At 65.6% G+C, this 21,808-nt stretch carries 21 protein-coding genes and 2 tRNA genes; 4 read left to right on the plus strand and 19 right to left on the minus strand.

Annotated features, from left to right (window positions below; all coding sequences use genetic code 11):
- Nucleotides 1-199 precede the first annotated feature (199 nt).
- On the plus strand, nt 200-2,869 hold the full coding sequence (locus ACFVU2_RS01870) for an AAA family ATPase (RefSeq protein WP_387870253.1): 2,670 nt from the start codon (nt 200-202) through the stop codon (nt 2,867-2,869).
- 534 nt (nt 2,870-3,403) lie between these two features.
- Here ACFVU2_RS01870 and ACFVU2_RS01875 read toward each other — a convergent pair.
- The 15 genes from ACFVU2_RS01875 to ACFVU2_RS01945 all read right to left on the minus strand — a co-directional run bounded on the left by ACFVU2_RS01875 (nt 3,404) and on the right by ACFVU2_RS01945 (nt 17,029).
- Nucleotides 3,404-4,051 carry a hypothetical protein gene (locus tag ACFVU2_RS01875; protein WP_387870254.1) on the minus strand — a complete coding sequence of 216 codons (648 nt, stop codon included), beginning with the start codon at nt 4,049-4,051 and terminating at the stop codon, nt 3,404-3,406.
- A 146-nt stretch (nt 4,052-4,197) separates the two neighbouring features.
- Nucleotides 4,198-5,919 (minus strand): DUF3696 domain-containing protein, encoded by a 1,722-nt coding sequence (locus ACFVU2_RS01880; RefSeq protein WP_387870256.1) that lies wholly within the window; start codon nt 5,917-5,919, stop codon nt 4,198-4,200.
- A gap of 153 nt (nt 5,920-6,072) precedes the next feature.
- On the minus strand, nt 6,073-6,516 hold the full coding sequence (locus ACFVU2_RS01885; protein ID WP_387870258.1) for a single-stranded DNA-binding protein: 444 nt from the start codon (nt 6,514-6,516) through the stop codon (nt 6,073-6,075).
- A 103-nt stretch (nt 6,517-6,619) separates the two neighbouring features.
- Nucleotides 6,620-6,922, minus strand: a complete 303-nt coding sequence (locus tag ACFVU2_RS01890) for a hypothetical protein (protein ID WP_387870260.1) — start codon at nt 6,920-6,922, stop codon at nt 6,620-6,622.
- 164 nt (nt 6,923-7,086) lie between these two features.
- On the minus strand, nt 7,087-7,293 hold the full coding sequence (locus ACFVU2_RS01895) for a hypothetical protein (protein WP_387870261.1): 207 nt from the start codon (nt 7,291-7,293) through the stop codon (nt 7,087-7,089).
- Between the two features lie 194 nt (nt 7,294-7,487).
- Nucleotides 7,488-9,263: a type IV secretory system conjugative DNA transfer family protein gene (locus tag ACFVU2_RS01900; RefSeq protein ID WP_387870263.1), complete on the minus strand. Its 1,776-nt coding sequence runs from the start codon at nt 9,261-9,263 to the stop codon at nt 7,488-7,490.
- 26 nt (nt 9,264-9,289) lie between these two features.
- Nucleotides 9,290-10,741, minus strand: a complete 1,452-nt coding sequence (locus ACFVU2_RS01905) for a hypothetical protein (RefSeq protein ID WP_387870264.1) — start codon at nt 10,739-10,741, stop codon at nt 9,290-9,292.
- Between the two features lies 1 nt (nt 10,742).
- Nucleotides 10,743-12,278 carry an SCO6880 family protein gene (locus tag ACFVU2_RS01910; protein ID WP_387870265.1) on the minus strand — a complete coding sequence of 512 codons (1,536 nt, stop codon included), beginning with the start codon at nt 12,276-12,278 and terminating at the stop codon, nt 10,743-10,745.
- A gap of 3 nt (nt 12,279-12,281) precedes the next feature.
- Nucleotides 12,282-13,316, minus strand: a complete 1,035-nt coding sequence (locus ACFVU2_RS01915) for a hypothetical protein (protein ID WP_387870267.1) — start codon at nt 13,314-13,316, stop codon at nt 12,282-12,284.
- Between the two features lie 6 nt (nt 13,317-13,322).
- On the minus strand, nt 13,323-13,646 hold the full coding sequence (locus ACFVU2_RS01920; protein ID WP_387870269.1) for a hypothetical protein: 324 nt from the start codon (nt 13,644-13,646) through the stop codon (nt 13,323-13,325).
- On the minus strand, nt 13,643-13,795 hold the full coding sequence (locus tag ACFVU2_RS01925) for a hypothetical protein (protein WP_387870270.1): 153 nt from the start codon (nt 13,793-13,795) through the stop codon (nt 13,643-13,645). Before ACFVU2_RS01925 ends, ACFVU2_RS01920 begins: the two co-directional genes overlap by 4 nt.
- A 6-nt stretch (nt 13,796-13,801) precedes the next feature.
- Nucleotides 13,802-14,470 carry a hypothetical protein gene (locus tag ACFVU2_RS01930; RefSeq protein ID WP_387870271.1) on the minus strand — a complete coding sequence of 223 codons (669 nt, stop codon included), beginning with the start codon at nt 14,468-14,470 and terminating at the stop codon, nt 13,802-13,804.
- 73 nt (nt 14,471-14,543) lie between these two features.
- Nucleotides 14,544-15,650: a hypothetical protein gene (locus tag ACFVU2_RS01935; RefSeq protein ID WP_387870272.1), complete on the minus strand. Its 1,107-nt coding sequence runs from the start codon at nt 15,648-15,650 to the stop codon at nt 14,544-14,546.
- Nucleotides 15,647-16,291: a hypothetical protein gene (locus ACFVU2_RS01940; protein ID WP_387870274.1), complete on the minus strand. Its 645-nt coding sequence runs from the start codon at nt 16,289-16,291 to the stop codon at nt 15,647-15,649. Before ACFVU2_RS01940 ends, ACFVU2_RS01935 begins: the two co-directional genes overlap by 4 nt.
- A gap of 540 nt (nt 16,292-16,831) precedes the next feature.
- On the minus strand, nt 16,832-17,029 hold the full coding sequence (locus ACFVU2_RS01945; RefSeq protein ID WP_387870276.1) for a helix-turn-helix transcriptional regulator: 198 nt from the start codon (nt 17,027-17,029) through the stop codon (nt 16,832-16,834).
- A gap of 103 nt (nt 17,030-17,132) precedes the next feature.
- Here ACFVU2_RS01945 and ACFVU2_RS01950 point away from each other — a divergent pair, with 103 nt between their 5' ends.
- Nucleotides 17,133-17,717 carry a helix-turn-helix domain-containing protein gene (locus ACFVU2_RS01950; RefSeq protein WP_387870278.1) on the plus strand — a complete coding sequence of 195 codons (585 nt, stop codon included), beginning with the start codon at nt 17,133-17,135 and terminating at the stop codon, nt 17,715-17,717.
- A 10-nt stretch (nt 17,718-17,727) separates the two neighbouring features.
- The gene (locus ACFVU2_RS01955) at nt 17,728-18,882 is read left to right on the plus strand and encodes a tyrosine-type recombinase/integrase (protein WP_387870280.1); all 1,155 of its coding nucleotides are present in this window, start codon (nt 17,728-17,730) and stop codon (nt 18,880-18,882) included.
- 106 nt (nt 18,883-18,988) lie between these two features.
- Here ACFVU2_RS01955 and ACFVU2_RS01960 read toward each other — a convergent pair.
- The 4 genes from ACFVU2_RS01960 to ACFVU2_RS01975 all read right to left on the minus strand — a co-directional run bounded on the left by ACFVU2_RS01960 (nt 18,989) and on the right by ACFVU2_RS01975 (nt 20,591).
- Nucleotides 18,989-19,062 (minus strand) — tRNA-Met (locus tag ACFVU2_RS01960).
- A gap of 29 nt (nt 19,063-19,091) precedes the next feature.
- Nucleotides 19,092-19,163, minus strand: a tRNA-Thr gene (locus ACFVU2_RS01965).
- A gap of 106 nt (nt 19,164-19,269) precedes the next feature.
- Nucleotides 19,270-20,226, minus strand: coding sequence for an aldo/keto reductase (locus tag ACFVU2_RS01970; RefSeq protein ID WP_387870281.1), 957 nt, complete (start codon nt 20,224-20,226; stop codon nt 19,270-19,272).
- Between the two features lie 113 nt (nt 20,227-20,339).
- Nucleotides 20,340-20,591 carry a hypothetical protein gene (locus ACFVU2_RS01975; protein ID WP_387870283.1) on the minus strand — a complete coding sequence of 84 codons (252 nt, stop codon included), beginning with the start codon at nt 20,589-20,591 and terminating at the stop codon, nt 20,340-20,342.
- A 291-nt stretch (nt 20,592-20,882) separates the two neighbouring features.
- Between ACFVU2_RS01975 and ACFVU2_RS01980 the strand changes: the two genes are divergently transcribed.
- On the plus strand, nt 20,883-21,731 hold the full coding sequence (locus ACFVU2_RS01980; protein ID WP_387870284.1) for a pentapeptide repeat-containing protein: 849 nt from the start codon (nt 20,883-20,885) through the stop codon (nt 21,729-21,731).
- Nucleotides 21,732-21,808 lie beyond the last annotated feature (77 nt).

Raw genomic sequence — 21,808 nt, forward strand, 5'->3', positions numbered from 1 at the left:
GCGGCGATCACGTAGAGGGTGCAGCACCATGGAAAGTGGGGGGGTGAGACAGGACCCGACTTCCAACTCTCAACCCAATGCACGCAGGCACTCTTCGAGATGTGCGCGCCATCTGCGCGCCAGATCGGACGCGCGTGCGGAACGTGGGGTTGTGCGAGGTGGTGTAGCCAGGTGGAAACGCGGGCAGGCTTCCCAAGGGGTGAAGCAGGCCACCGCGTATGCCTTCAATGGGGTCTGTGACGCGACCCTGACCGCCCGCACCGCCGACGGTGCGCTCGCTGCGGCCGGTTACGCGGACGCGGTGATGAGCCGGTACATCGTGGAGAACGGTGCCATCCGCGACGACCTCCTCACTCGGTCGCAGCTGAAGGAATGGGTCGACGGACTCGACCCCCTCACTGGTGAGCGGCGGGGGCGGGATCTGGAGTCGCCGGTGGCGGATCTGATTCTGGATGCGACGATCAATGCTCCGAAGTCGTACTCGATCGCCGCGATGCTCGACCCGGAGTTGGCGGCCGCGTACGAGGATCTGCAGGACCGGCTACGGGACCGGATCATCAAGCTCTGGCAGAGCGAGCTCAACGCCCGCCGCGGCAAGGGCGGCGTCATCCGGGAGAACCTCGCCCGCGTCGAGGTGGTCGAGTTGCGGCACGAACGGTCGCGGTCGCTGGATCCGCACAAGCACCGTCACCTGTGGCTGAACGTCAAAGTCCAGGGTCAGGACGGGCGCTGGTCGAACATCGACACCCGGGTCGCTCTCCGCTTCCAGAACGTGGTCAACGCCGAAGGCGACCTCGCCTCCCGCACCGACCCCGCCTGGGTGACCGCGCTCGCGGCGAAGGGCTTCACGCTCAACGCCGACGGCGAGATCACCCAGCTGCAGCACCTGGTCCGGCCGCTCTCGAAGCGATCCGCTCAGATCGAGGCGAACAAGGCCGCCCGAGTCGCCGAGTGGAAGCAGCAGCACCCCGAGCAAGAGCCTTCCCACGAAGTGTTGAGTCAGATCGATCGATGGGCATGGGCAGCCGGACGCCCAGACAAGCCGGCGAACCTCGACACCGGCGGCTGGGCCGCTCTCATCCGCGACGAACTTCTGACCGCCGATCCCTCACTCGGCAACGACCGTCCCGCTGGCAAGGTATCACCCGAGTCTCCCGATCACCTCGACGTCGCGCTCCTCGCAGCGATGGCGATCGTCGATGCAGACGCACGATCGACAGGAACCGGCGGACGGTTCAGCGAGATGGATGTGCGCGCCGGCGTCATCCGCGCACTCTCGCAAAGCGGCATCGTCGCCACCCGGTCAGAGCTCGGAGGGTTCATCGATCAGATCGAGATCACGGCCACGCAGACGCACACCGTCACCCTGCTCAGCCACGCTGGCACGCCTCGACACATCAAGCATCTGATGGCCACGTCGACTGCCGTGCTGAAGGCCAGCGTCGCGCATCGAGTCGAGCAGCTTGCCCGGGCCGGCGCGCCGCTGGCACTTGAAGAGGTCGCGGCAGTCGGGCGCCTGGTCGAGCCCGAACGTGGTCTGAACTCGGAGCAGCTGGATGGCGCCGCGGCGATTGCAGGAAGCGACGCGATCGTCTGCATCAGCGGAGCCGCGGGCACCGGCAAGACGACGATGCTCAAGGTTGCCGGCGCAGCGCTCCAACGCCGGGGCCACAACATGATTATCGTGGCCCCGACTAAGAAGGCCTCGTCCGTAGCGGGACGAGAAGCCAACAGCGCTTCGTCATCCCTCCACCAGCTCCTCCACGACTTCGGGTGGCGATGGACGTCCACGCCGAGCGGCGAAACCTCCTGGGCCCGGCTGGCCCCAGGCGAGATCGACCCAAGCACCGATCGGATCTACGAGGGTCCTCGTCGTCCGGTCACGGTAGGCGATCGGATCGTCGTCGACGAGGCAGGCATGATGGAACTCGAAACAGCGAACGCGCTGCTCGAGATCGTGCAGCAGACCCACGCGAGCATCGCGTTGGTCGGTGACCAACGGCAAGCTCTGCCCGTCGGGCACTCGGGAGCGATGGCACTACTCTGGCGGCGAGCATCCAGTCACATCGAGCTCACCTCGGTCCTTCGGTTCAAGGACCCTCGGTGGGCGGAACTCTCGCTACGCCTGCGCGATCCTCGCAGCCCCGAGGACGCAGCGGGTGTGGCCGATGAGCTCATCGACAGCGGCCACGTCGCTCTGGCAAATAACGACATCGACGCGCGCGAACAGATGGTGGAGGCTTGGTTCGCGGCCGCCCGTGAAGGCCAGTCGATTGCACTGGTGACCGCGACGCACTCTGAGGCGCAGGTCATCAGCGCGGCGATACAAGCCAGAAGGCTACAGAACGGGTCACTCTCTGGTCTGCGGACAGCGAGCGGGCAGGACGGTCAGCTGCTCACCGAGGGCGACATCGTGCAGACCCGCCGTAACGACGGCCGGACCGGAGTCGACAACCGCCAGACCTGGAGCATCAAGACGATCACAGATGACCATGTGGTTCTAGCGTCCACAACAGACGCATCTGACCTCCGTAAGGTGACGACGGGCTACGTCGCTGAACACGTACACCTTGGTTACGCATCTACCGTCTACGGCGTTCAAGGAGAGACAAGCGATCGCTCTCTCGTCGGACCGGGTGTCGACGCATCAGGGCTGTACGTTGGACTTACCCGAGGACGAAAGCGAAACGACGTGGTTCTCGTCTCAGCTTCGAGGGCAGGTGCGCGATCTGAGCTCATCGAGATGATGCAGCGGCAGCCCGTCGAGGAGAGCATCGAGCGATCGCGTATCGCGGCTCAGCAAGAGCTTCGGCGCGCGGCTACCAACGAGGCAACTTCCGTCGAGAGGCAGATACCGCTCGCGAATTGATCGATCTCGTCACGCTCGCCTGCAGAACGCTAGCCACTCTCGAGCCCCATAACTAGCAAGCGAGCGCCGAGGGGATTCGCACCCTCGAGAACAGCATCCGACGGAACGTACAAGAACAGCGCAACTCCGTAGCGATCGGCTTGTTGTTGCGCCACCGGTCGAACGCCACCTTGTTTGAAGATTATCGCCTGGCGACCATCCGCCGACGATAGTTGTGCCGCTCGGAGGATGGGATCAACATCAAGGTTCTGACGTTCGTTCTGAACCCAGGCGACGTACCGCGCGCTATAAATGTCACAGACTGCCCTAGCCGGTCCCGCGGCAACGACCGCTTCTCTTGCCCCGAGGTAGACCATCCAGTCCCGGCACAGCGCGACAGCTCCTTCAGTCGAGACACCGAGGGGCATCGGTTCTGGTTCCGCGCTGTGCACGTCCACAGTGTCCACCGAACTTCCAATCGAGAACAGTCCTACTTCGGAAGACGGAACGTGGACGGCTATTTCGTCACGCGGACGTTCCTCGCTCCGATGCGAATCAAGTCGCCATTCCTTCCAGATAGTCCTTCACATGTGAAGCGAAACGAACACTGTGAAGCACGTACCCCTTCTTTGAGCAATGAGTATCCATCTGACCGCTGACATCATGCCCAACCTTCCCGACGATGCAGATGATGATGTCCGCGTCACTCATTCCGTAGATCGTAGCCTTGAGGTTGCCAGCCTTCTTGTGTCGCTCGCTTGCAACCCAAGTAACGCTTGAGCCTTCGATCCCTAGTACCTCGCCCAGTGTCCCGATGACGGATTCCTCAATCTGGCCACCGACAATCAATACACGTTTGCCAGCGAACCAATCCCGATAGTGGACCCTCATCTCCTCAGGTGTGGGCAGGTTGGGTTGGAAGTGCAGCGCGAGCCTTGCCGGAGGCTCAGGAATGCAGCACACGAATTCTGATTCAGCTGGCCAAGCCTCCGGACTCGTACCCAAGGCGATTGGCCGAGATGAAGCAGTGCCCACGATGTCGTCGACCAGGAGCTGATGGTTAAGCGCTGACCCCGAATACTGAGGGTCAAGTGCGTTTGGCATGTCTTCAGCTTGATGGGCGAGCGGTCCACGAGATAGCACGTCACCGACCACCTTGTGCACAAGCTGCCCCATCGCACGCGGCGGCTGGAGAGCATTCATACCGTACTGCTCGGCGAGGACGTTCCATACCCGTTGTCCCAAACGAACCCGTCCGTCCGAGACCCATTCGAAGAACGGAGCCCATGATGACAAGTTCGCGTCTTGCGGAAGGGCGATCTCGGGACCGAGCAGGAGTACGCCCGCCATCATGCCGTACCAGCAAGCCGAGCCTGGATCGCTCGGACAATTTGGCGAGCATCATCCTCTTGTGCGTCAAAGAACCCTGCAGGCCACTCGTCAAAGTCGCCAAGCTCTGAGACGGTCAAGTTTCGGACAACTGTCGCGCTGCTCGATTGCTCAGCGAATAGGACTTGGAGTTTCGCAGCGCGAAACCGATCCTCCGCAATTCGTCGTCTGATCCGAGTAATCAGGTATTCGCTATGCGTCTCTACGACGAATCTGACGTCGATCCTCGCAAAAAGGAAGAAGTCGGCGAGCCGAGATTGAACGCTTGGGTGAAGATGGAGCTCTGGCTGCTCAACAAAGACAATAGACCCCGGTGGAGCCGAGATGCCGGCTACGAGGATCGGGAGCAGCTGGCTCGCCCCAACGCCAATGGTTGTCAGGTCACGATCCCTACCCTGGACCTCGAGGTTCACGCCCCGACCTAGCTTCCCGAGGTCGAGAACGCGGATTTGGTCTCCGATTCCGAGATATGAACACCACATCGAGACAGCCTCGGGTAGCGAATGGCGGTGGCTTCGATTATCCCAATCCCGATATACGATACGGCGATCCTTCTCGCGTGTGAGGACCTCGGCGGTGAGCTCGCCCTTGATGCCCACCGGCAACGACTGCACCCGTTCGTCCCACGCCCCATGAACGACTCGAGGCTCATCACGCAACGGTCCGAGATATCGGACTTGACCGCCGAACTCCTGCAGGGCCAATCCGATGCTGGATAGCACCTGAAGCTCGCTATCGAACTGCGATGAGACAGTGTCCTCGAGAATTCCATTCCGGAAGTACCGAAGTGAAGCCCTGTAGCCGAACGAGCTGTAGATGGGCGCAATTTGGACCCACTCGTTTATGGCCCTCTTTGCTGCTGCCCTTTCAATGAGCGCTGACAGCTGATCTTCGGAAAGATTTGCGATGTCCTTGGCTGTCCACCGCGATGGCGGGCTCTGGATGCGGCCGTCCTGCTCGGCCGGCCCTTCAATGCCTAGCGCCTTCAAGAACGCGTCTTTGCGCACAAGCGAGCTCAGTTCACTGATGACCTCATACGCCATCCGATCGCCCTGAATCAACGTGGAGAGCGCTCCTCGCATATCGCGAACAATCGAGTTTGCGTCGCGATGTAACACCAGCGAGGTGGGCGTCAATCCGAGGAAGCCAAGGTACATTCGGCTCGGTGCACGCCCGCCTGCGATGTCAGTGACCCTCAGATAACTGACTTCGCCCGCGCTAGTTATGGTCGAGAGAACGTCAGCGTCTGATCCATTCATCCGAGCACTGGTAGCAGCGAATCGAGTCACATTGGCCTCGTCCGAGACGTTGAATGACACTGGAATGAGCGATGAGTTGCTCTTGTCAGGTGCCAGGGCGATCTCGACACGCAGGATCTGTCGTCTTCGGGTAGGGCTGCTCGACGGATCGAGCTGAACGTCAAAGCCCAACTGCACTGACTTCTGGCCATCGCGGACGACATCATCTGGTAATCCGAGTCGCACCAGCGGCCCATTCAGGACGATGGGCCCCCCGCGAGTAACTGTTTGAGCGACCATCAGCACGGACTGGATGACCGACGATTTTCCGGAGCTATTGGCGCCAGCTAAGACAGTAAGTTGCGGAATCGAAAGCTCCGCATCGCCGAGCGCTTTAAAGTCCGCGACCCGCCAGGTCGTAATTGACGCCAAGGAGTCCCCCATTCGATCACACAACAACTTAGCCGCGATGGCCAAGCCAAGTCGCGCCAGTTAGCGTCGAACGGGGAATCGCCCCCAGGATTGGGGCGATGGCAACCGCGGCGATTGGATATTGACGCAAGAAGGGGGCGGATGAATCCGCCCCCTTCTTGCCATCTATGCCATTGATGCGGCTTCGTGCGCTCGTTCCCGTATTGAAGTCGGCCCGGTAGCGCTTGCCTCCGGGCCGTCAGCTTTTGGGGTGCGTCGCGCCACCTCCGCGGTCGTGTACCGCAGCGACGGACCGACGGCGTCGGCAACGATCTCGGTCGCCGCGCGCGCCTCGCCGCTGGCCGGGTCGGTCCAGTGACGGAATTCGAGGTTGCCGTTGACGACGATGGTGTCGCCTTTGGCGAGGCTGTCGCGGACGTTCTCGGCGGTGCGGCCGAAGACGGTGGTGCGGTGGTACTGGGTGTCGCCGTCGACCCATTTGCCGTCTTCGAGTTTGCGGTCGGTGACGGCGACGGTGAACTTGGCGAACTTGGTGCCGTTCTCGGATTCGCCGTAGGCGGGGTCGGCTACGAGGTTGCCTTCGATACTGATGGGGACTCGTGTGCTCATGGGTCTTGCCTTTCGGTAGCGCGGCCGTTCTATCGGGTCGCTTCTACCCACACGTTCCGTGTCGACCGACTCGAATGCGCTCTCAGTGCGCGCAAACCGACGGTCACGAATGAGCTCGCTGAATCCACTCAGCCCAGTCGGACGTCGACGTCCCGATCGAACCGGCTTGTGGCAGTTCGGTGTGTTCGTTGTGGCATTCGCCGCTGTACCAGGTGGCCAAGCGTGGGATGGCGGCGGCGAGTCGTTCGTGCCACCCAATAGGCCCGTAGCCGGCGTCGAGTGAGTCGTAGGAGACGAGCCAGGCGGTGTGGAGGGCGGAGAGTTCTTCGACGAGTGCGCCGTGTTTGAACCAGCACGGTGGGATCTTCCGGGCGGGGAGATTGTATCGCCGGGTGAACCAGGTCACCCACTCCCCTAGGTCGGTCCACGTCTCAGGGGCGTCTGCGTCTTCGAGGGTTCGCCAGTTGACAACGCTGACGCCGAGCATGTCGGGACCACGCCGAGGAAGCTGCTCGTCCCATCCCTCGGGCAACGAGTCCAGGAGGTCCTCGATAGGGGTCTCATCTCCACTCACTGCTGCTCCAGTGATTCGACGTACCGGCCGAGCTTGGCCCGGAGCCGGGCGATCGCCTGGGCGGACGCGGTGCGGCGTGAGACGAGCCCAGAGAGCGCACGGTCGCGGTCGATGAGCTGGTGCAGGTACTCGTGGCATCGCGGGTGCAGCGCGGTGAGGTCGTCGTGCTTCTCGCGGGCGGCCCAGCCAGCGGGCGTCTGCAAGACGCCGCGGTAGTCAAGATGGTGTAGCTCAAGGGTGCGCGGTGTGCCGGTTCCGAGGCAGAGCGCGCATTGCACCTGGCCGGACCGCCGGTGTTCGGTGGCGAACCAGCGGTCGCGACGGGCAAACCAGGCGGGCGAGCGGAGATAGCGGGTGCGGTAGTTGTTGTCCCAGGCGGGGCGGCGGCGGTTGGACATCAGTTCCGCTCCGCTGTCGTGTGGCGGCGTTCGATGGCGGCTTGATACTGCTCGCCGAAGACGATTTGTTGATCAGCTTCGGTGGCCTTCTTGCCGGTCTTGATCTGGCCGGCGTCGGGACGGTCGGTCCAGCCATTCAGGTCGAGGAGGATGCCGCGGCGATTGCGGTAGGCGAGGAGTCCGACGGATTCGGGCATGCGGCGGATCTCGTCGAGGGTCATGACGGGGATCTTTTCGTTGCTGACATTGGTGGAGGATCCGCTGTCGTTGTAGCTGTGCCCGGTGGTGCGGATGCGGCGGCTACCAAGGAGAGATTCGATGTCGCGGAGGTGGTCGACGTCGGAGGCTCCCCCGAGGAGGAGCTTGGCGGTGGCGGCGGACCAGATGGTGTCGGCTTCCGATCGGGACCAGGCGGTTTCGGCTTGGGAGAGGGCTTGGAGGACGACGATGGTGGAGATGCCGATGCCGCCGCCGTCGGCCATGATCCGGGGCAGGGCGGGCCAGGAGAACATGTTGGCGATCTCGTCCAGGATGAGCGCGAGCGGGAGGTCGAGTCGGGAGCCTCGTGACGCGAGGGCTTTGCGGCGGGCGGTCTCGACGATGTCGTCGAGGACGGCGCCGAGGAAGCCGCCGACGGATCCTCCGCCGGCGCCGGTGCCGACGAGGTAAAGGCTGTTGGAGCCGGTGAGGAACTGGTCGGGGTCGAACTGTTCGCCTGGGCCGGGGGTCATGGCTTTCCGGATGGCGGGGATGGCGAGCGGGCGGACGGCGCCGGAGACGCCGAACCAGGAGGAGGCGAGGAGCTTCTCGTCGCCGTTGATGATCGCGTCGAGGTCTTCAGCCCAGCCGGGGGTGCCGTGGTTGGTGAGGACGTTGACCGCTTCCAATGCCAGGCGTGGGTTGGATCCCCAGCGGGCGATCGCGTCGGCGTCGCGCCCGTCGACGGCGGCTGCGTGAAGGAGCCGGGAAAGGACCGAGGAGGAGATGTGTGCCCACTCCTGGTTGGTCTTGGATGCACCGAGTGCGGTGCCGGCGACAATCGCCTGACCCCGCTGGTCAGCGACGAGAGGGTCCTCGCATCCAGTGACAGGAGATATCCGGAGCGCAGAGCGCACGCCAGAGAGCTCCTGAGGGTCAAAGACGGTGACCTCGCCGACTCGCGCCCGCTCGCGCATGGTTGCAGAGAGGTTGTCGTTGCGGGTGGAGGTGGTGATGATCGGGCCGTCCCAGTCGAGGATGGCGTTGATGATGAACCGGTATCCCTTGCCGGAGCGCGGTGCGCCCTCGACTACGATGGAGTCTTCGATGGAGACGTAGATGTCTTGCCCGTGGGAGCGGCCGACCTTCCAGCCCACCGCTTCGGGGGTTGGATCAAGTAGCGATGGGCGGAGGGTCTTGGCGCGACGAAGCGTGGCCGCACGAGAGGTATGTTTGCGGATCTCCCCGGGTTTGGCCAGACCCTCGCGCATCCGCAGTTCGCGGATGAAGTGCCGGTCGGACTGTCGGTAGCGGAGCCACCACGACGTCGCCGCGACCTCCATTGCAAGAAGCAGGAGCAGCGCGAGGACGTCGAGGATCCGAATCAACGCAATGGGCGGCGTGCACCCGGGAGCCAGAGAGTAGCCGGTGGAGTCGCCACCGATCGCGAGCTGGAGCCCGGCAATGACGCTGCTTGGTGCGCCGCCGGCGCCGCAGACCGTGTGGAGGGTCGCGGCTCCGATGGCGGTGGCGAGGCCGCCGAGCACGGCGATGCCGAAGATCGAGTAAAGGGCCACAGTGGCCCACGGTGAGCGGTGGCCATTCATGCGCGTGCACCGCCGTGAGTGTCGGTGCTGAAGATTCTCATCTCGTAGTCGGTGCAGATGTTGCGAACTTTCGCGACCCGGTCTTGGCCGATCTGCCAGAGTCCTTCGCCTTTGTGGAGTTTGCGGACGAGGTCGGCTTGGGTGTCGTTCCAGCCGAGGATCTCGCGGGAGCGGGCGATCTCGCCGGAGTGCTGGGCGTAGGAGATGCGGGTCTCGCAGTCGGCGAGGAGGCCGAGGGCGCGGGCGTGCAGGGCGCTGTTCCGGTCGCCGAGGGAGTCCAGGTCGGCGACGCGGTGGAGCAGGTACCAGTTGCTGGTGCCGAGGTGGCGGGCGATCTTCTCGTCTTCGACGCGGTCAGCGAGGCCGTCGCCACCGGAGACGTCGTTGAGGAGTTCGACGGCGGCTTCCTCGTGGATGATGACCCGGGCCTGCCGGTTCGCGCTGAGCGCGGATCGGCGGATCCAGTTTGCGGTCGCGAGCCGGGCCAGTGCCTGCGCTTCCGGCGATGCGCCTTTGAGGGCGGAGGTGTCGACGACCATCATCGGGGCGTTCGCGTCGAAGCGGACCGTGGAGGGGCCGTCGAAGAATCCCGCGAGGTCGCCAGAGACCATGCGGCGCAGGCTGTGCGCGAGGCGATGGCCGGCGTCTGCGACCTCTTGCGGGAGCGCTTCGTCCGGGTTGACCAGCCGGTCATAGACGTGGGTGATGATCACCGTGCTCTGACCGCGGAGGGCATCGAGCGCGACGTCGAGGGCGGTGTGCTCGACCGGCTCGAGATTGCCACCTTCGCGGAGGCGGCGGATGATCGTCTTGACCGTCGCACGCCGGTACTGAAGGACGTTCTGGTTCCAGTCCTCATCGCTGAACCCGGGGTCGCGAGGGCCTTCGTCGAGAAGGTTGATCCGTGCGGCCTTGCCGGGTCCAACGCTGATCGAGGTGCCGCCGACGTAGTCGGCAACGCGCACCCACTCCCCGTTGGGGTCGTGCGGGACGGCGATCTTGCGGCCGAGGCGGGCGAGCCGGGATCCCCACGACTTGGCGAGTACGGACTTGCCTGTGCCCTTCACTCCGAGGATCGCGACCGAGTGGGAGCGGACGGCTTCGGCTGAATACGCGTCCCAGGGGTCGAAGCAGAACGGGGCGCGAGAGAGTTGGTTCTCGCCAATGTACGCACCGGTGAGGATGTCGCCGGTCTCGGCCAGGAACGGGTACGCACCGCCGAGGACTCTGGAGGAGCAGCGGTGTGCCGGCGGCTCGGCGCGTAGCGGGCCGCGCAGGTTATGAGGATGCTTCCACCCCCAGGCTGGCATTTTGGACGCCGGCAGCTCCGCCACCTGAAGCCTCCATGCGGCACCCTTCTGTTCGGTCGCGGAGGGCTGGGTACGGCGGCCGCGGACGCCGTGCGCGGCGGCGGGGATGTGTCCGATGACGGCGGTGGGCTTGGCCATCTCACTCTCCTTCCATGGGCACTGGGAGCACTGCGGTGACAAACCCGGCGGCCTGCTGCCCCGACATGGAGGCGAGCACGAGGCGGGCCGGGTGGGAGGCCTGGTCGATGTCGGTGCGAGCCATGGCGAGGCCCTCCTTCGACTCTGCTGAGGTGGTGACGAAGCCGCGGTACTGGACGTCGCCGAATCCGTCGACGAGGTCGTGTTCACGGATGGCGAGGTCCTCCTCTTCTCGCAGGTGGGTGAGCGGGATTCGGGATTGGAGCTTGAGACGGATGGTCGCAGCGGTCTCCATGTCGGACTGGGCTCGGTTGAGCTGGGCCAGCGCCTTGTGTGTCGGGACGGGGCGCACCTGCAGGGTGATGACCCGGGTGGCGTCGCCGGCGTAGAGGAGGGGTTCGAGGAAGCCGGTGCGGACATCGGTGCGAGGCCACTCTGCGACCCAGAAGGTTTGGTGCCAGGACTCGTCGACGCGGATGCTGTCCCAGTTCTCGTCGATACCCATGACCGGCGGAGGCGATGCTGCGGCCGAAGCAGTCGGGTCTTCACGGCGAGCAGCTGCGGCAATGGGGTCGGCGGCGACGGCGAGGAGGTCGTCGAGTTCGTCCGCGGTAAGCCAGCCGGCGGGGGCGAGCCGGGCGTGCTCCATGGCGGTTTCGATACCGGCTACGCGCTCTTTGAGCACGGAGGCGAGGCCGGTCATCCCTTTGCCGCCGTCGCGGATAGCAGCGTTCAGCGCGCCGGTGTCGAAGGTGAGGGTGATGTAGTTGGTGAACCCCATCGATCGCTTGGATGCGGCCTGCGTGAGGGCCCAATACTCCTGGCGCAGCTCCGGGGTGACGTGAGGGTCGAACTCGTCCTCGCGGGAGATCAGGTAGTCGCGCAGTTCGTTCGATGAGGCGCGGTCGACGCGGATGCGGATGGTGGTTTCGCGAAGGCCGGGGAGGTTCTCGAGGGTGCTGAGCCATTCGACGAAGCCATCGTAGGCGGCCTCCTGGGTGCCCTTGTCACGTAGCGCCCACGCGCGGGATCCGACGCGGACGGTGACGGAGGCGAGGCGGCCGCGGGCGTTGTAGACGAAGGCTCCTGCACCGGGGATCTGAATTATCTGCACGTCGCCGAGCGCACCAGGCAGCAGAAAGCGGGAGGTCACGGTGGGGGTGATGGCTTCCACGTGGGCTTGGCCGACGTTGAGGGAGGCGAGGCTGACGCGCATCCACACGTCCCTGCGGAAGGTGGTCTGGCCCGCGACCGTGCGATAGAGGTAGCGACCGGCCTGGGCGGCGATCGCGAGAACGGGTTCGCGGCGGTAGGTGGCGACGGCCAGGAAGCAGACGACAGCCGCAATGGGCAGCATCACCCAGACGGCGTTGGTGTCGACGAACAGCGTCGTCAGCAGGATCGCGATGCTGGCGCCGATGACGGTCAGCTGGAGGAAGCTGAGGCCGAGGAGGACGCCGCGGCGCTCGCGGGCGGCGAAGCGGACGCGGGGTGCGCCTTCCTCGGTGATGAGCTGGTCGGCGGTGAAGGTGGTCATCGGTTATCTCCCAACCTTGATGACGCGTGCGGCAGAGCGCACGGGTGCGGAAGCGGTTCCGGCGCGGGAGACCTGGTCGCGCACCGAGAACCGGTGGTGGAGGGCGGTGCCGACTTCGGCGCCGGCGAAGGACACGAGCTTGGTCGCCCACAGTGGGGAGAAGGAGGCGACGATCACAGCGCCGGCGGCGACGAGGATCACGCCGATGCTCTGGCTGGACTTGCTCAGTTGGACAGCGAGGAGGATGACACCGGCGGCTAGCGGCTTGGCGATCAGCAGCCCAGTCGCAAGGCTCATCCATCGCTGTGCCCACACGGTGAGCTTGGGCTGGCCGATCATCATCAGCCCGACCGGTGCCATCGCCGCGAGCGCGAGGAGCCCGAATTCGCGGATGGACATGGCGATGAAGAGGAACAGGGAGGCGATCATCATCAGCCCGACGATCAGGAGCGCCATGACGTACTCGCCGACCGCTCCCTGGGTCTGTCCGCCCTGGGCGGCCATGAGGTAGATGACGCTGTCTTTGCTAAAGCTGGCGCTGGCCATCGCAGCGCCGGTCGCCTGCTTGGGTGCGTCGAAGATGCCGACCACGCGCAGGAGTCCGTCGCTGAGTGCGCCGCCTTGGACGCTGGTGGTGAGGTTGCGGGTGACGTCGTCGGTGATGCCGGAGAACTGTTGCATTCCCCAGACGCAGATCGCGCTGAACGGGATGGCGAGGGCGGCACCGGCGGCGGTGCGGCCGATCCGGGAGGTGTCCTGGATGATCATTGCGATGCCGATCTGGACGAGGGCGATGATGATGATGATCGGTGCTGTCACCGCGACCCAGAACAGGAACTGCGAGTGGGCGATGTCCCAGCTGCCGGGGTCGACGTTGGTGTTGAAGGCGCCGGCGATCATGGCGGCGATGAAGTCGCCGAGGTTGCGGATGGTGGAGCCCATGAAGCCGGCGATGGCTTGAGAGGCTTGGCAGCCGAAGTCGGAGACGAAGCAGCCGTAGTTCGGCGAGAAGGGGTCCTGCGTGGCCAGCTCGATCATGAGTGATCACGCCACGTGGAGCGACTGGCCCCAGTTGACCAGCCCGGCGATGCTGCCGGCGACGGCGACACCGGCGATGCAAGCGATCACTCCGACGATGCCGCGCTTCTGGACGGTCCCGTTGCTGGAGATGTGACCGACGGCGATCGCGCCACCGGAGATGAGGCCGCCGATCAAGGCGCAGATGAGCACGATCGCGAAGGTGACGTTCGCGACCGACTGGAGGGCGGAGACGCCGGGGCCGGAGAAGTCCGGGGTAGGGCTGTCGACAGCGAAGATGTGGATGATGCGGGTCTGGACGGCGACGAGCGCGGTGTGGATGGTGTTCATGAGTGGGTGTTCCTCTCAGCGGTTCGGTCCTTCGTAGTTGGTACGGGCAGGTTCTTGCGGCGCGCGGCGAGGATGCCGATGCCGGCGATCCCGGTCAGCGCGGCGACGATGATAGCGAGCAGACCGACAAGGTTGGCGACCAGGTCCATCTGGGATCACTCCCCTCCCCCGCCGGTGGTTGTGCGGAGTAGAGAGGCGGGTAGTGGGACGGTGAGGTCGTTGGCCTGGCCTTCGCTGGGGATGTAGACCTTCAGGAGCAGTTGGTCGACGCCGGAAGGCAGGTACCAGGCGGTCGCGAACGAGGTGCTCTTCTCGTTCGGGATCGACCACGTCGCCCCGTTCGTGAAGAGCCCGGAGGGCAGCCACGGCAATCCGGCGTGCTTGGCGGCGGTCGGTCCGTCGGCGGTAGCGAGCACCGCGGGTTCGGGGCGTCCGTCGAACTTGGTGCCGGTCAGGGTGATGCCGGTGATGTCCTGGGTGGTGGCGTTGCCCTGTGCGGGTGTCCACTTGCCGGTCAGGGTGACCTTGATGAGCACGACGGGAGTTCCGGCCGGGAAGAGTTCCTGGGTCGAGTCGGGGAGAGTGCAGTGGCAGCCGTGCTTGGCGGCGAAGGTGCTGATCGGGTAGACATCGATCCAGACGGTATTGACGATGCCGGAGGCGGCGGGCATCGCGTCGGTGCTCGCAGTGGGTGTCGAGGTGGCGGGAGCGACGGTTGAGTACCCGTGCTGCGGGGCCGGCTTCGTCGCGGTGGCGCAGCCGACGAGGGTGAGGCAGGAGGCGAGGGCCGTGAGTGCGGTCAGCTTCTTGATCATGGTGTTCACCTCGGTTTCGTATGCGCCTTCGCTGACACGTTCCGTGTCGGTGTCGCGTTTGGCGCGCATTTCGTGAATTGGGTCAGGGCACCTGGAGGTGCTGGTGGTTGCAGGTGTCCGGGAAGTCGCTGGTGAAGTTCGTCAGCGCGCCCAGGCGGATCCCGGCTCCGGCGCGGCAATCGGATTGGCCAAGCGAGGACCCGTGCGGCGCATAGGGGTCGAGGGTGTGGATGAGTTGGACGGAGAGGTCGTCGGCTCCGGTGAGGGAGCGTTTGTTGACGGCGTAGAAGTCGACCGCCTTGCCCTTCCAGTGGGCGGAGGCGGTGCCGGCGCCCGGGGTGGATCCGGTGCAGCGGCGGTTGAGGTCGCTGACGCCGACCTGTTGGAAGGTCTGCACGGCGATGGCGATCAGCTGGAGCACGTGCGCGTCGATCGTGCAGTCCGGTGTCGCGGTTCCGTCGGCCATGTTCAGCACCTGCTGCTGGTAGCGCTGCTCGAGGAAGGTGAGCTTGCCGTCGTTGATCGCCGCAACGAGCAGAGTGGCTGCTGCACGTGCGTCTGCCGGCACCTGGCAGGTGCCGTTAGCGCTTCCGCTCAGGGCTGCGACGACGTGCTCTGCGGCTTGCAGGAAGGGCGTGTAGTGGTCGGGGTCGGCGTTGATCTGCACCGTGTGGGCGACGAGGGTCGGCTCGGCCGTTTGCCAGTTCGGGACCTGGAGCATGCGGGCGTAGAACGCTCCCGCCGCGGTGGCGGGATCCATCCGGGCTTCGCGCGGTCCGTAGCTGGCGCCCTGCTGGAAGACGCCGATGGTGGTGTTGTCGACCGCGTCGCCGTGGTCGAGGTTGCGCAGGCCCGACTCACCCATCCCGACCATGACTGCGATCACTTCTCCGTGCGAGGGCACGTTCATCTGCTGGCCGACCGTGATGATCGTCGCCGCGATGGTCAGCTGATCGGCGCCGTACCCGTCGACTGTCTGTCCCGCAGCCACGCTAGGTGCCGAACCTCCGCACGCTCCCCCACCTCCGCCGGAGAGGCCCGCGCCCAGGGCGAGGACCATCGTCACCGGGAGGGCGACGAGCGAGACCGGGATGACGAAGATCAGCACCACGGCGATGACGAGCAGGTTCCTGGTCGTCGGCGGGTGACGGACCGCGCTCGCGGCGACACCCGCCGCAGCGCCGATCATGCTGCCTCCTGGAGGAGAACGGTGCGGGCGATCGTCAGGAGCCGTTTCGCGGTCGCGATGCGGGCGCGGGCGGAACCCGGGTGGATGTGCAACGTCGCCGCGATGGTGTCGGCGTCGTACCCGATCATCTCGGCGACCTCGCGCAGGCCGCCGCGTTCGGGGACGCAGCACAGGATCACCGATCCGGTGATCGGCAGGTTCGCATCCGTTGCCGCCAGAGCAGCCCGCACCGTATGCGCCGTCAAGGTGACACGGTCGCGGACCGAGCGCAGCGCGCGGGCGGTGAGGTGGTGGGATTCGGCAACGTGATCGGTGTCGCCGTCGCTGAGAGCGATCTCGGTGATGACCGCCCAGTCGGCCGGGCCCACGAAGTCGGCGACCAGGCTCATCCACCGGCGTGCGTCGAACCGGCGCACCAGTACTGCGAGTGGGTCCGGAGTCGATGTGGACTCGATCTCCTCGGGCAGTTCTGCAGTATCGCGGAAGTGCTTGCCGAGTTCACGGCGGACGATGTTGCGGGTGATGCCGAACACAAACGCGTTCGGTGTTCCCTTCGACGGGTCATATGCGTTGCCGCGGTGCCAGACGGTCTCGCGGACCGATTGGAGGACGACGTCGACGTCGTCGGGACGAGTCCGCATGCGGTAGCGGACAAAGGGACGCATGGCGTCGACGTTGCGGAGCAATTCTCCGACTCGATCATCGAGCACTGCATCGACAAGGTTTCCCTCAGCCACGGGATCACGACCTTCCCCTAGTCAGGTGTGGCTTGTTGTGAAGGATTCGGGCTCGGGTCCAAGACCCGTCAGGAGCGTCCGCCAGCGCGTTTGATCACGGCAGCGCGGAAGTCGGCACGAGGTTCGGGGCCTCGGGGGCGTGCCGGGATCGAGTAACGGAAGGTTGACGACGACGTCGGGGGTTTCCGTCTTCGCCACGATGCATCATCGCCGGCCTGACTCGATTCGAGAGCCGTCGGATGCAGTGGACGGGATGGAAGTGGTGCGCTCCATTTGCTGCCGGACGCTACCCCTGAACGGGGGCCATCGATGGATGGCGCGCCGTAGTGAACGCCTTGTTCTACTGGCAGCTTTCGCATTGGAGATCGTCGATCGGATCAATCGGAACGAGATAGCCATCGACGAGCTCGCCACGGCGATCAGAGGCGACGGCGCCAGCAGCACTCACACCATCGCGCCGGTCCTGGTCTGCGCGCTCGCCTCCAGCCATGCGATCACCTCCGCCCGCTTGTAGAGGACGGTGCGCGGGGTCGGCTTGTAGAAGCGGGGCCCCTTACCCTGGTAGCGCAGCTGCGCTAGGGCAGCGAGCGAAAGGCCGGTCAGCTCGACCACGTCGGCGGGCTGAATGAATTCTCCTGTCATCTCAATCTCCTCCGTTTCGACAACTAGAGAGCTATTGATCTGTTGCGATGACAGTAGCGCGCATTCGTTGCTTTGACAAGCATTGAAGGCTTAGTCTGTCGATATGACGGACTTTCGATCAGAATCGAGCCTCGGCGGTCGCATCAAGCTGGCACGACGCCAGCGCGGTTTCCGCACAACCCGAGAGCTTGCCGACGCCATTCCCGGAGGCAACGTGACGTCCGCCGTGCTTGAGAACATCGAGTCGGGACGCAAGGCCGACATCAGCGTCAGCCAGCTCCTGAACATCGCGCGCGCACTCGGGATCCCGGCATCGTTTCTGCTCGCCCCGTTGGGCACACCGAACGCGCCCCTCGACCTGCCAAACCTCAGCGACGACTTCGTCGACATGACGGCGGCGGAGTTCGACTGCTGGCTGTCAGCCACACCTGCCAGTTCTTACCGGCCACGCCTCGCCGCCGAGCGGACGGACATCGACACCTTGAACACGCTGCGAGAACTCGGAACGCTTCGCCGCGAACTCGACCGCCTCCACATCGTGCTCGAAGTCCACGACGCATCGGGCGATCCCGACCTGATCTCGTCGAACGACGAAGTCCGCGGCCGAATCGAGCGGGTCCTGGATGAGGCTCGCCGCGTCAGCGGCCTGCTCGCGACCGCAGGTATCAGCGACGGGACTGCCGCCTAGGAGGTGCCACATGGGGAGCGTCGAGCCGTACGACAGCGCTAAGGGACGCCGGTACCGGGTTCGCTACCGCAAACCCGACCATCGCCAGGCCAGCAAGCGCGGCTTCACGACCAAGCGCGAAGCTGAACTCTTCCTGGCATCCGTCGAGGTCAAGAAGGCTCGCGGCGATTACATCGACGCGTCCACCGCTCGCGTGACCATTGGCGAACTGGGCGTCATCTGGCTCGCCTCGCAAACGCACCTCAAGCCGTCGTCCGTGGCCGCCATCGAATCGGCCTGGCGACTGCACGTCCTACCCGCGTGGGGCGATCGCCCCATCGGTGGCATCCGTCACAGCGACGTCCAGGCCTGGGTCTCTGGCCTCAGCGCCGGCGGGAAGGAGTTCGGCAAGCCGAAGTCACCCGCACTCGTCCACCGTTGTTACGGCATCCTCGCCGCGATCCTTGACGTCGCGGTACGCGACCACCGAATCGGATCGAACCCTGCGCGAGGAGCAAACCTCCCCCGCAAAGTCTCGCGCGAGCACCGGTACCTCTCCCATCGCCAGCTCGACAGCCTCGCGAGCGCGAGCGGATCGCACAGGACCCTCGTCCTCCTTCTTGGCTATACCGGGCTCCGCTGGGGCGAGGCCACCGCGCTCCGGACGAAGGACGTGGATCTGAGACGCCAGAGACTTCACGTCGTCGAGAACGCCGTCTTCGTGCGAGGCGAGGTCATCGTCGGATCACCGAAAACCCACAAGCGCCGAAGCGTTCCCTTCCCCGCCCTCCTTCTCGACGGCTTGGCGGAGGCAATCGACGGCAAGGACTCCGACGCCTTGGTCTTCCCCGGGCGCTTCGGCCAACACCAGACCACTCCAACCATCAGGGAGAACTCCTGGCTCGACCGAGCGCTGATCTCGGCCGGGCTGCCGTCGATGACGATCCACGACCTTCGCCACACCACCGCGAGCCTTGCCGTGTCTGCCGGCGCCAACGTCAAAGCGGTGCAACGGATGCTCGGCCATGCGTCTGCAGCAATGACGCTCGACGTCTACGCCGACCTGTTCAACGACGATCTCGACGAGGTCGCGAAGCGGCTGGATGAGGCTGCTTCGTCCGCGCTCGATCACGCGCGTCCAACGACACTCACGTCGTCCACATCGGATCACCCGAAGACGCCCTGACACGATTCGATGATCTGAAGTGTGTCCAAATTGTGTCCACATCGGCCCGGAAACAACGAAACGGCAGTCCGCTTCAGACTGCCGTTCCCAGTGCTTTCACCTGTTGTAGCGAGGGCGGGACTCGAACCCGCGACACCACGATTATGAGCCGTGTGCTCTAACCACCTGAGCTACCCCGCCGCGGCCTCCACCGAACATCGGGGAGACGGAGCCCCCTGTGGGAATCGGACCCACTACCTCTTCCTTACCAAGGAAGTGCTCTACCAATGAGCTAAGGGGGCGAAGCCGGTCCTGGCCGGAAGGCCCGAACGATTTTGGCAACCGTAAGAGAATACCATCACCGCGAGGTTCTTCCGACCACCGCGGACGCGGCTGTGCACAGGCCGGTCAGGCGGCCCGGGCCGCCTCCGAGGCGCCGTCGAGCGCGTCGAGCTCGGCGGGGGTCAGTTCCAGCGACACGGAGGCCAGGAGGTCCGGGAGCTGGTCGAGGGTGCGGGCGCTGGCGATCGGCGCCGTGACGGTCGGCTGCGCGGCGAGCCAGGCGAGCGCGACGGACGCGACCGACGCCGAGTGGGCCGCAGCGACCTCGTCGAGCGCGGTCAGCACGGCACGGCCGGTGTCGTCGAGGTACTTCGCGGCACCCGCGGCGCGGGCGCTGTCGACGGTCACCCCGTCGCGGTACTTGCCGGTGAGGAAGCCCGCGGCGAGCGCGAAGTACGGGAAGACGCCGAGGTTCTCGCGCTCGGCGATCGGACGGTACGTCTGCTCGAACGAGCGCTCCACGAGGTTGTAGTGCGGCTGGAGGGCGACCGCGCGGTGCAGGCCCTCGGCCTCGGTGATGCGGAACCACTCCTCGATGCGCTCGGGGGTGTAGTTCGAGATGCCGATGTAACGCACCTTGCCGGCGTCGACCAGCCCGGAGAGGGCGGCGACCGTCTCCTCCAGCGGAACGGTCTCGTCATCGAAGTGGGCGTAGTAGAGGTCGATGTACTCGCTGCCGAGGCGCTGGAGCGAGGCGTCCGCGGCGCGACGGATGTTGTCGGCGGCGAGCCCCTTGAAGTCGGGGTGCTGGCTCACCTTGGTCGCGAGCACGACGTCGTCGCGGTTGCCGCGGGCGTCGAACCATTCGCCGAGGATGCGCTCGGAGTCGCCGCCGGTGTTGCCCGGCACCCATGCGGAGTAGCCGTCGGCCGTGTCGACGAAGTTGCCGCCGGCGGCGGTGTAGGCGTCGAGCACGTCGAAGGACGTGTCCCGGTCGGCGGTCCAGCCGAAGACGTTGCCGCCGAGCGAGAGCGGGAAGACCTCGAGGTCGGAGCTGCCGATGGTGCGACGGGGTGCGGTCATGGAGGCCTCTTTCGATTCGTGTGGTTCTGTTCGGAGCGGTCCATTCACGCTAACGCGACCGACCGGTGGGAATTCCGAAGAGGCCTGAAGATGTGGAAACGTTGCGTCGCGCGTCAGCCTGTGGTGGTCGTGTTGAGATCCACGGCGCCGAAGGGGAAGGGGAACCAGAACGATCCCGCGCCGTCCCACGTGTCGATCGGCAGCAGCAGGAACCAGACGACGCTGATCAGCCAGGAGGCCGCGGCGACCGCGACGGCGACGATCGCGGCACGATTCAGGATGGCGACAGCGCGCGCGACCGTGGTGGCCTGCCGCAGGACCCGCCCGATGGCCACGAATACGATCACCGCCAACGCGATGTACACGAACGGACTCGGCCGGAGCGTGAGCGTGACGCACGACGACATGATCGCCGACGTGTCGCCGGGCTCTCCGCCTGCCGGGTCAGATCGGTGCAGCGACCCGAGGACGCCTGGGTCAGCACCGAATAGGCGAGGGCGGCCACGATCACGCAGATGAGCAGGCGGCGCACCCGCAGCAGGATCGCCGCCCCCGGCAGCGTGGACAGCTCCGGCGGAGCGGCTGGCATCGTCGGCATCGGTTCCCCCCTCGGTCGACTCCTCGATCATGGCATAGCGGGCCCGTAGGGTGGAGGGATGGACGTCGCCGCCCCTCCCTCGCTCTCGGCCGACTGCGCGAACTGCGCCGGTCTATGCTGCGTGGCGCTGGCGTTCGCGAAGTCGGCTGACTTCGCGTTCGACAAGGCGGCAGGCGACCCGTGCGACAACCTCGACGGCGACTTCCTCTGCCGCATCCACCCGCACCTGCGCGATCGCGGCTTCAAGGGGTGCACGGTGTTCGACTGCTTCGGCGCCGGCCAGCACGTCACCCAGCACACCTTCGGGGGCGCGACGTGGCACGACGGCGGTGAGACCCGCGACGGGATGTTCGCCGTCTTTCCCGTGGTCCGGCAGCTGCACGAACTGCTCTGGTACCTGCGGGAGGCGCTCCGTCTGCCGGCCGCGGCGGCCCTCCACGCGCGCCTCCGTGCGGCGGAGCGTGACGTGCGCGCCGCCGCCGACGACACCCCCGAGCGCATTCGCGAGCTCGACGTCGATGCTCTCCGAGGTCCCGCCGCGGCCCTGCTCCGCGAGGCCGCCCGTCTGACCCGGGAGGCGGCCGGCGCGCCGACCACGCACCCTCGGCAGACCCGCGTCGCGCCGAGCCGGCTGCGGCCGGGAGCCGACCTGCTCGGCGCCGACCTGCGCGGCACGGACCTGCGGGGGGCCGAGCTCCGCGGCGCGCTGCTCATCGCGGCCGACCTGCGCGGCACGGACCTGTCGTCTGCAGAGCTCCTCGGCGCCGATCTGCGCGACGCCCGTCTCGACGGCGCCGATCTGCGCGATGCCGTCTACGTCACGCAGACCCAGGTGAACGCGGCGACCGGCGACGGGCGGACCCGGCTTCCGGCCGGTCTGGCCCGCCCCTCCCACTGGCGCCCGTGAGCAGGGCGGCGTGGCCGGTCGATGTCCGCCCCTCACGATAAGTGAGTATTTGTCGACAAATGGCGTCATGAATGCCC

This window comes from Leifsonia sp. NPDC058194 (assembly GCF_042883605.1).
GTDB lineage: Bacteria > Actinomycetota > Actinomycetes > Actinomycetales > Microbacteriaceae > Leifsonia.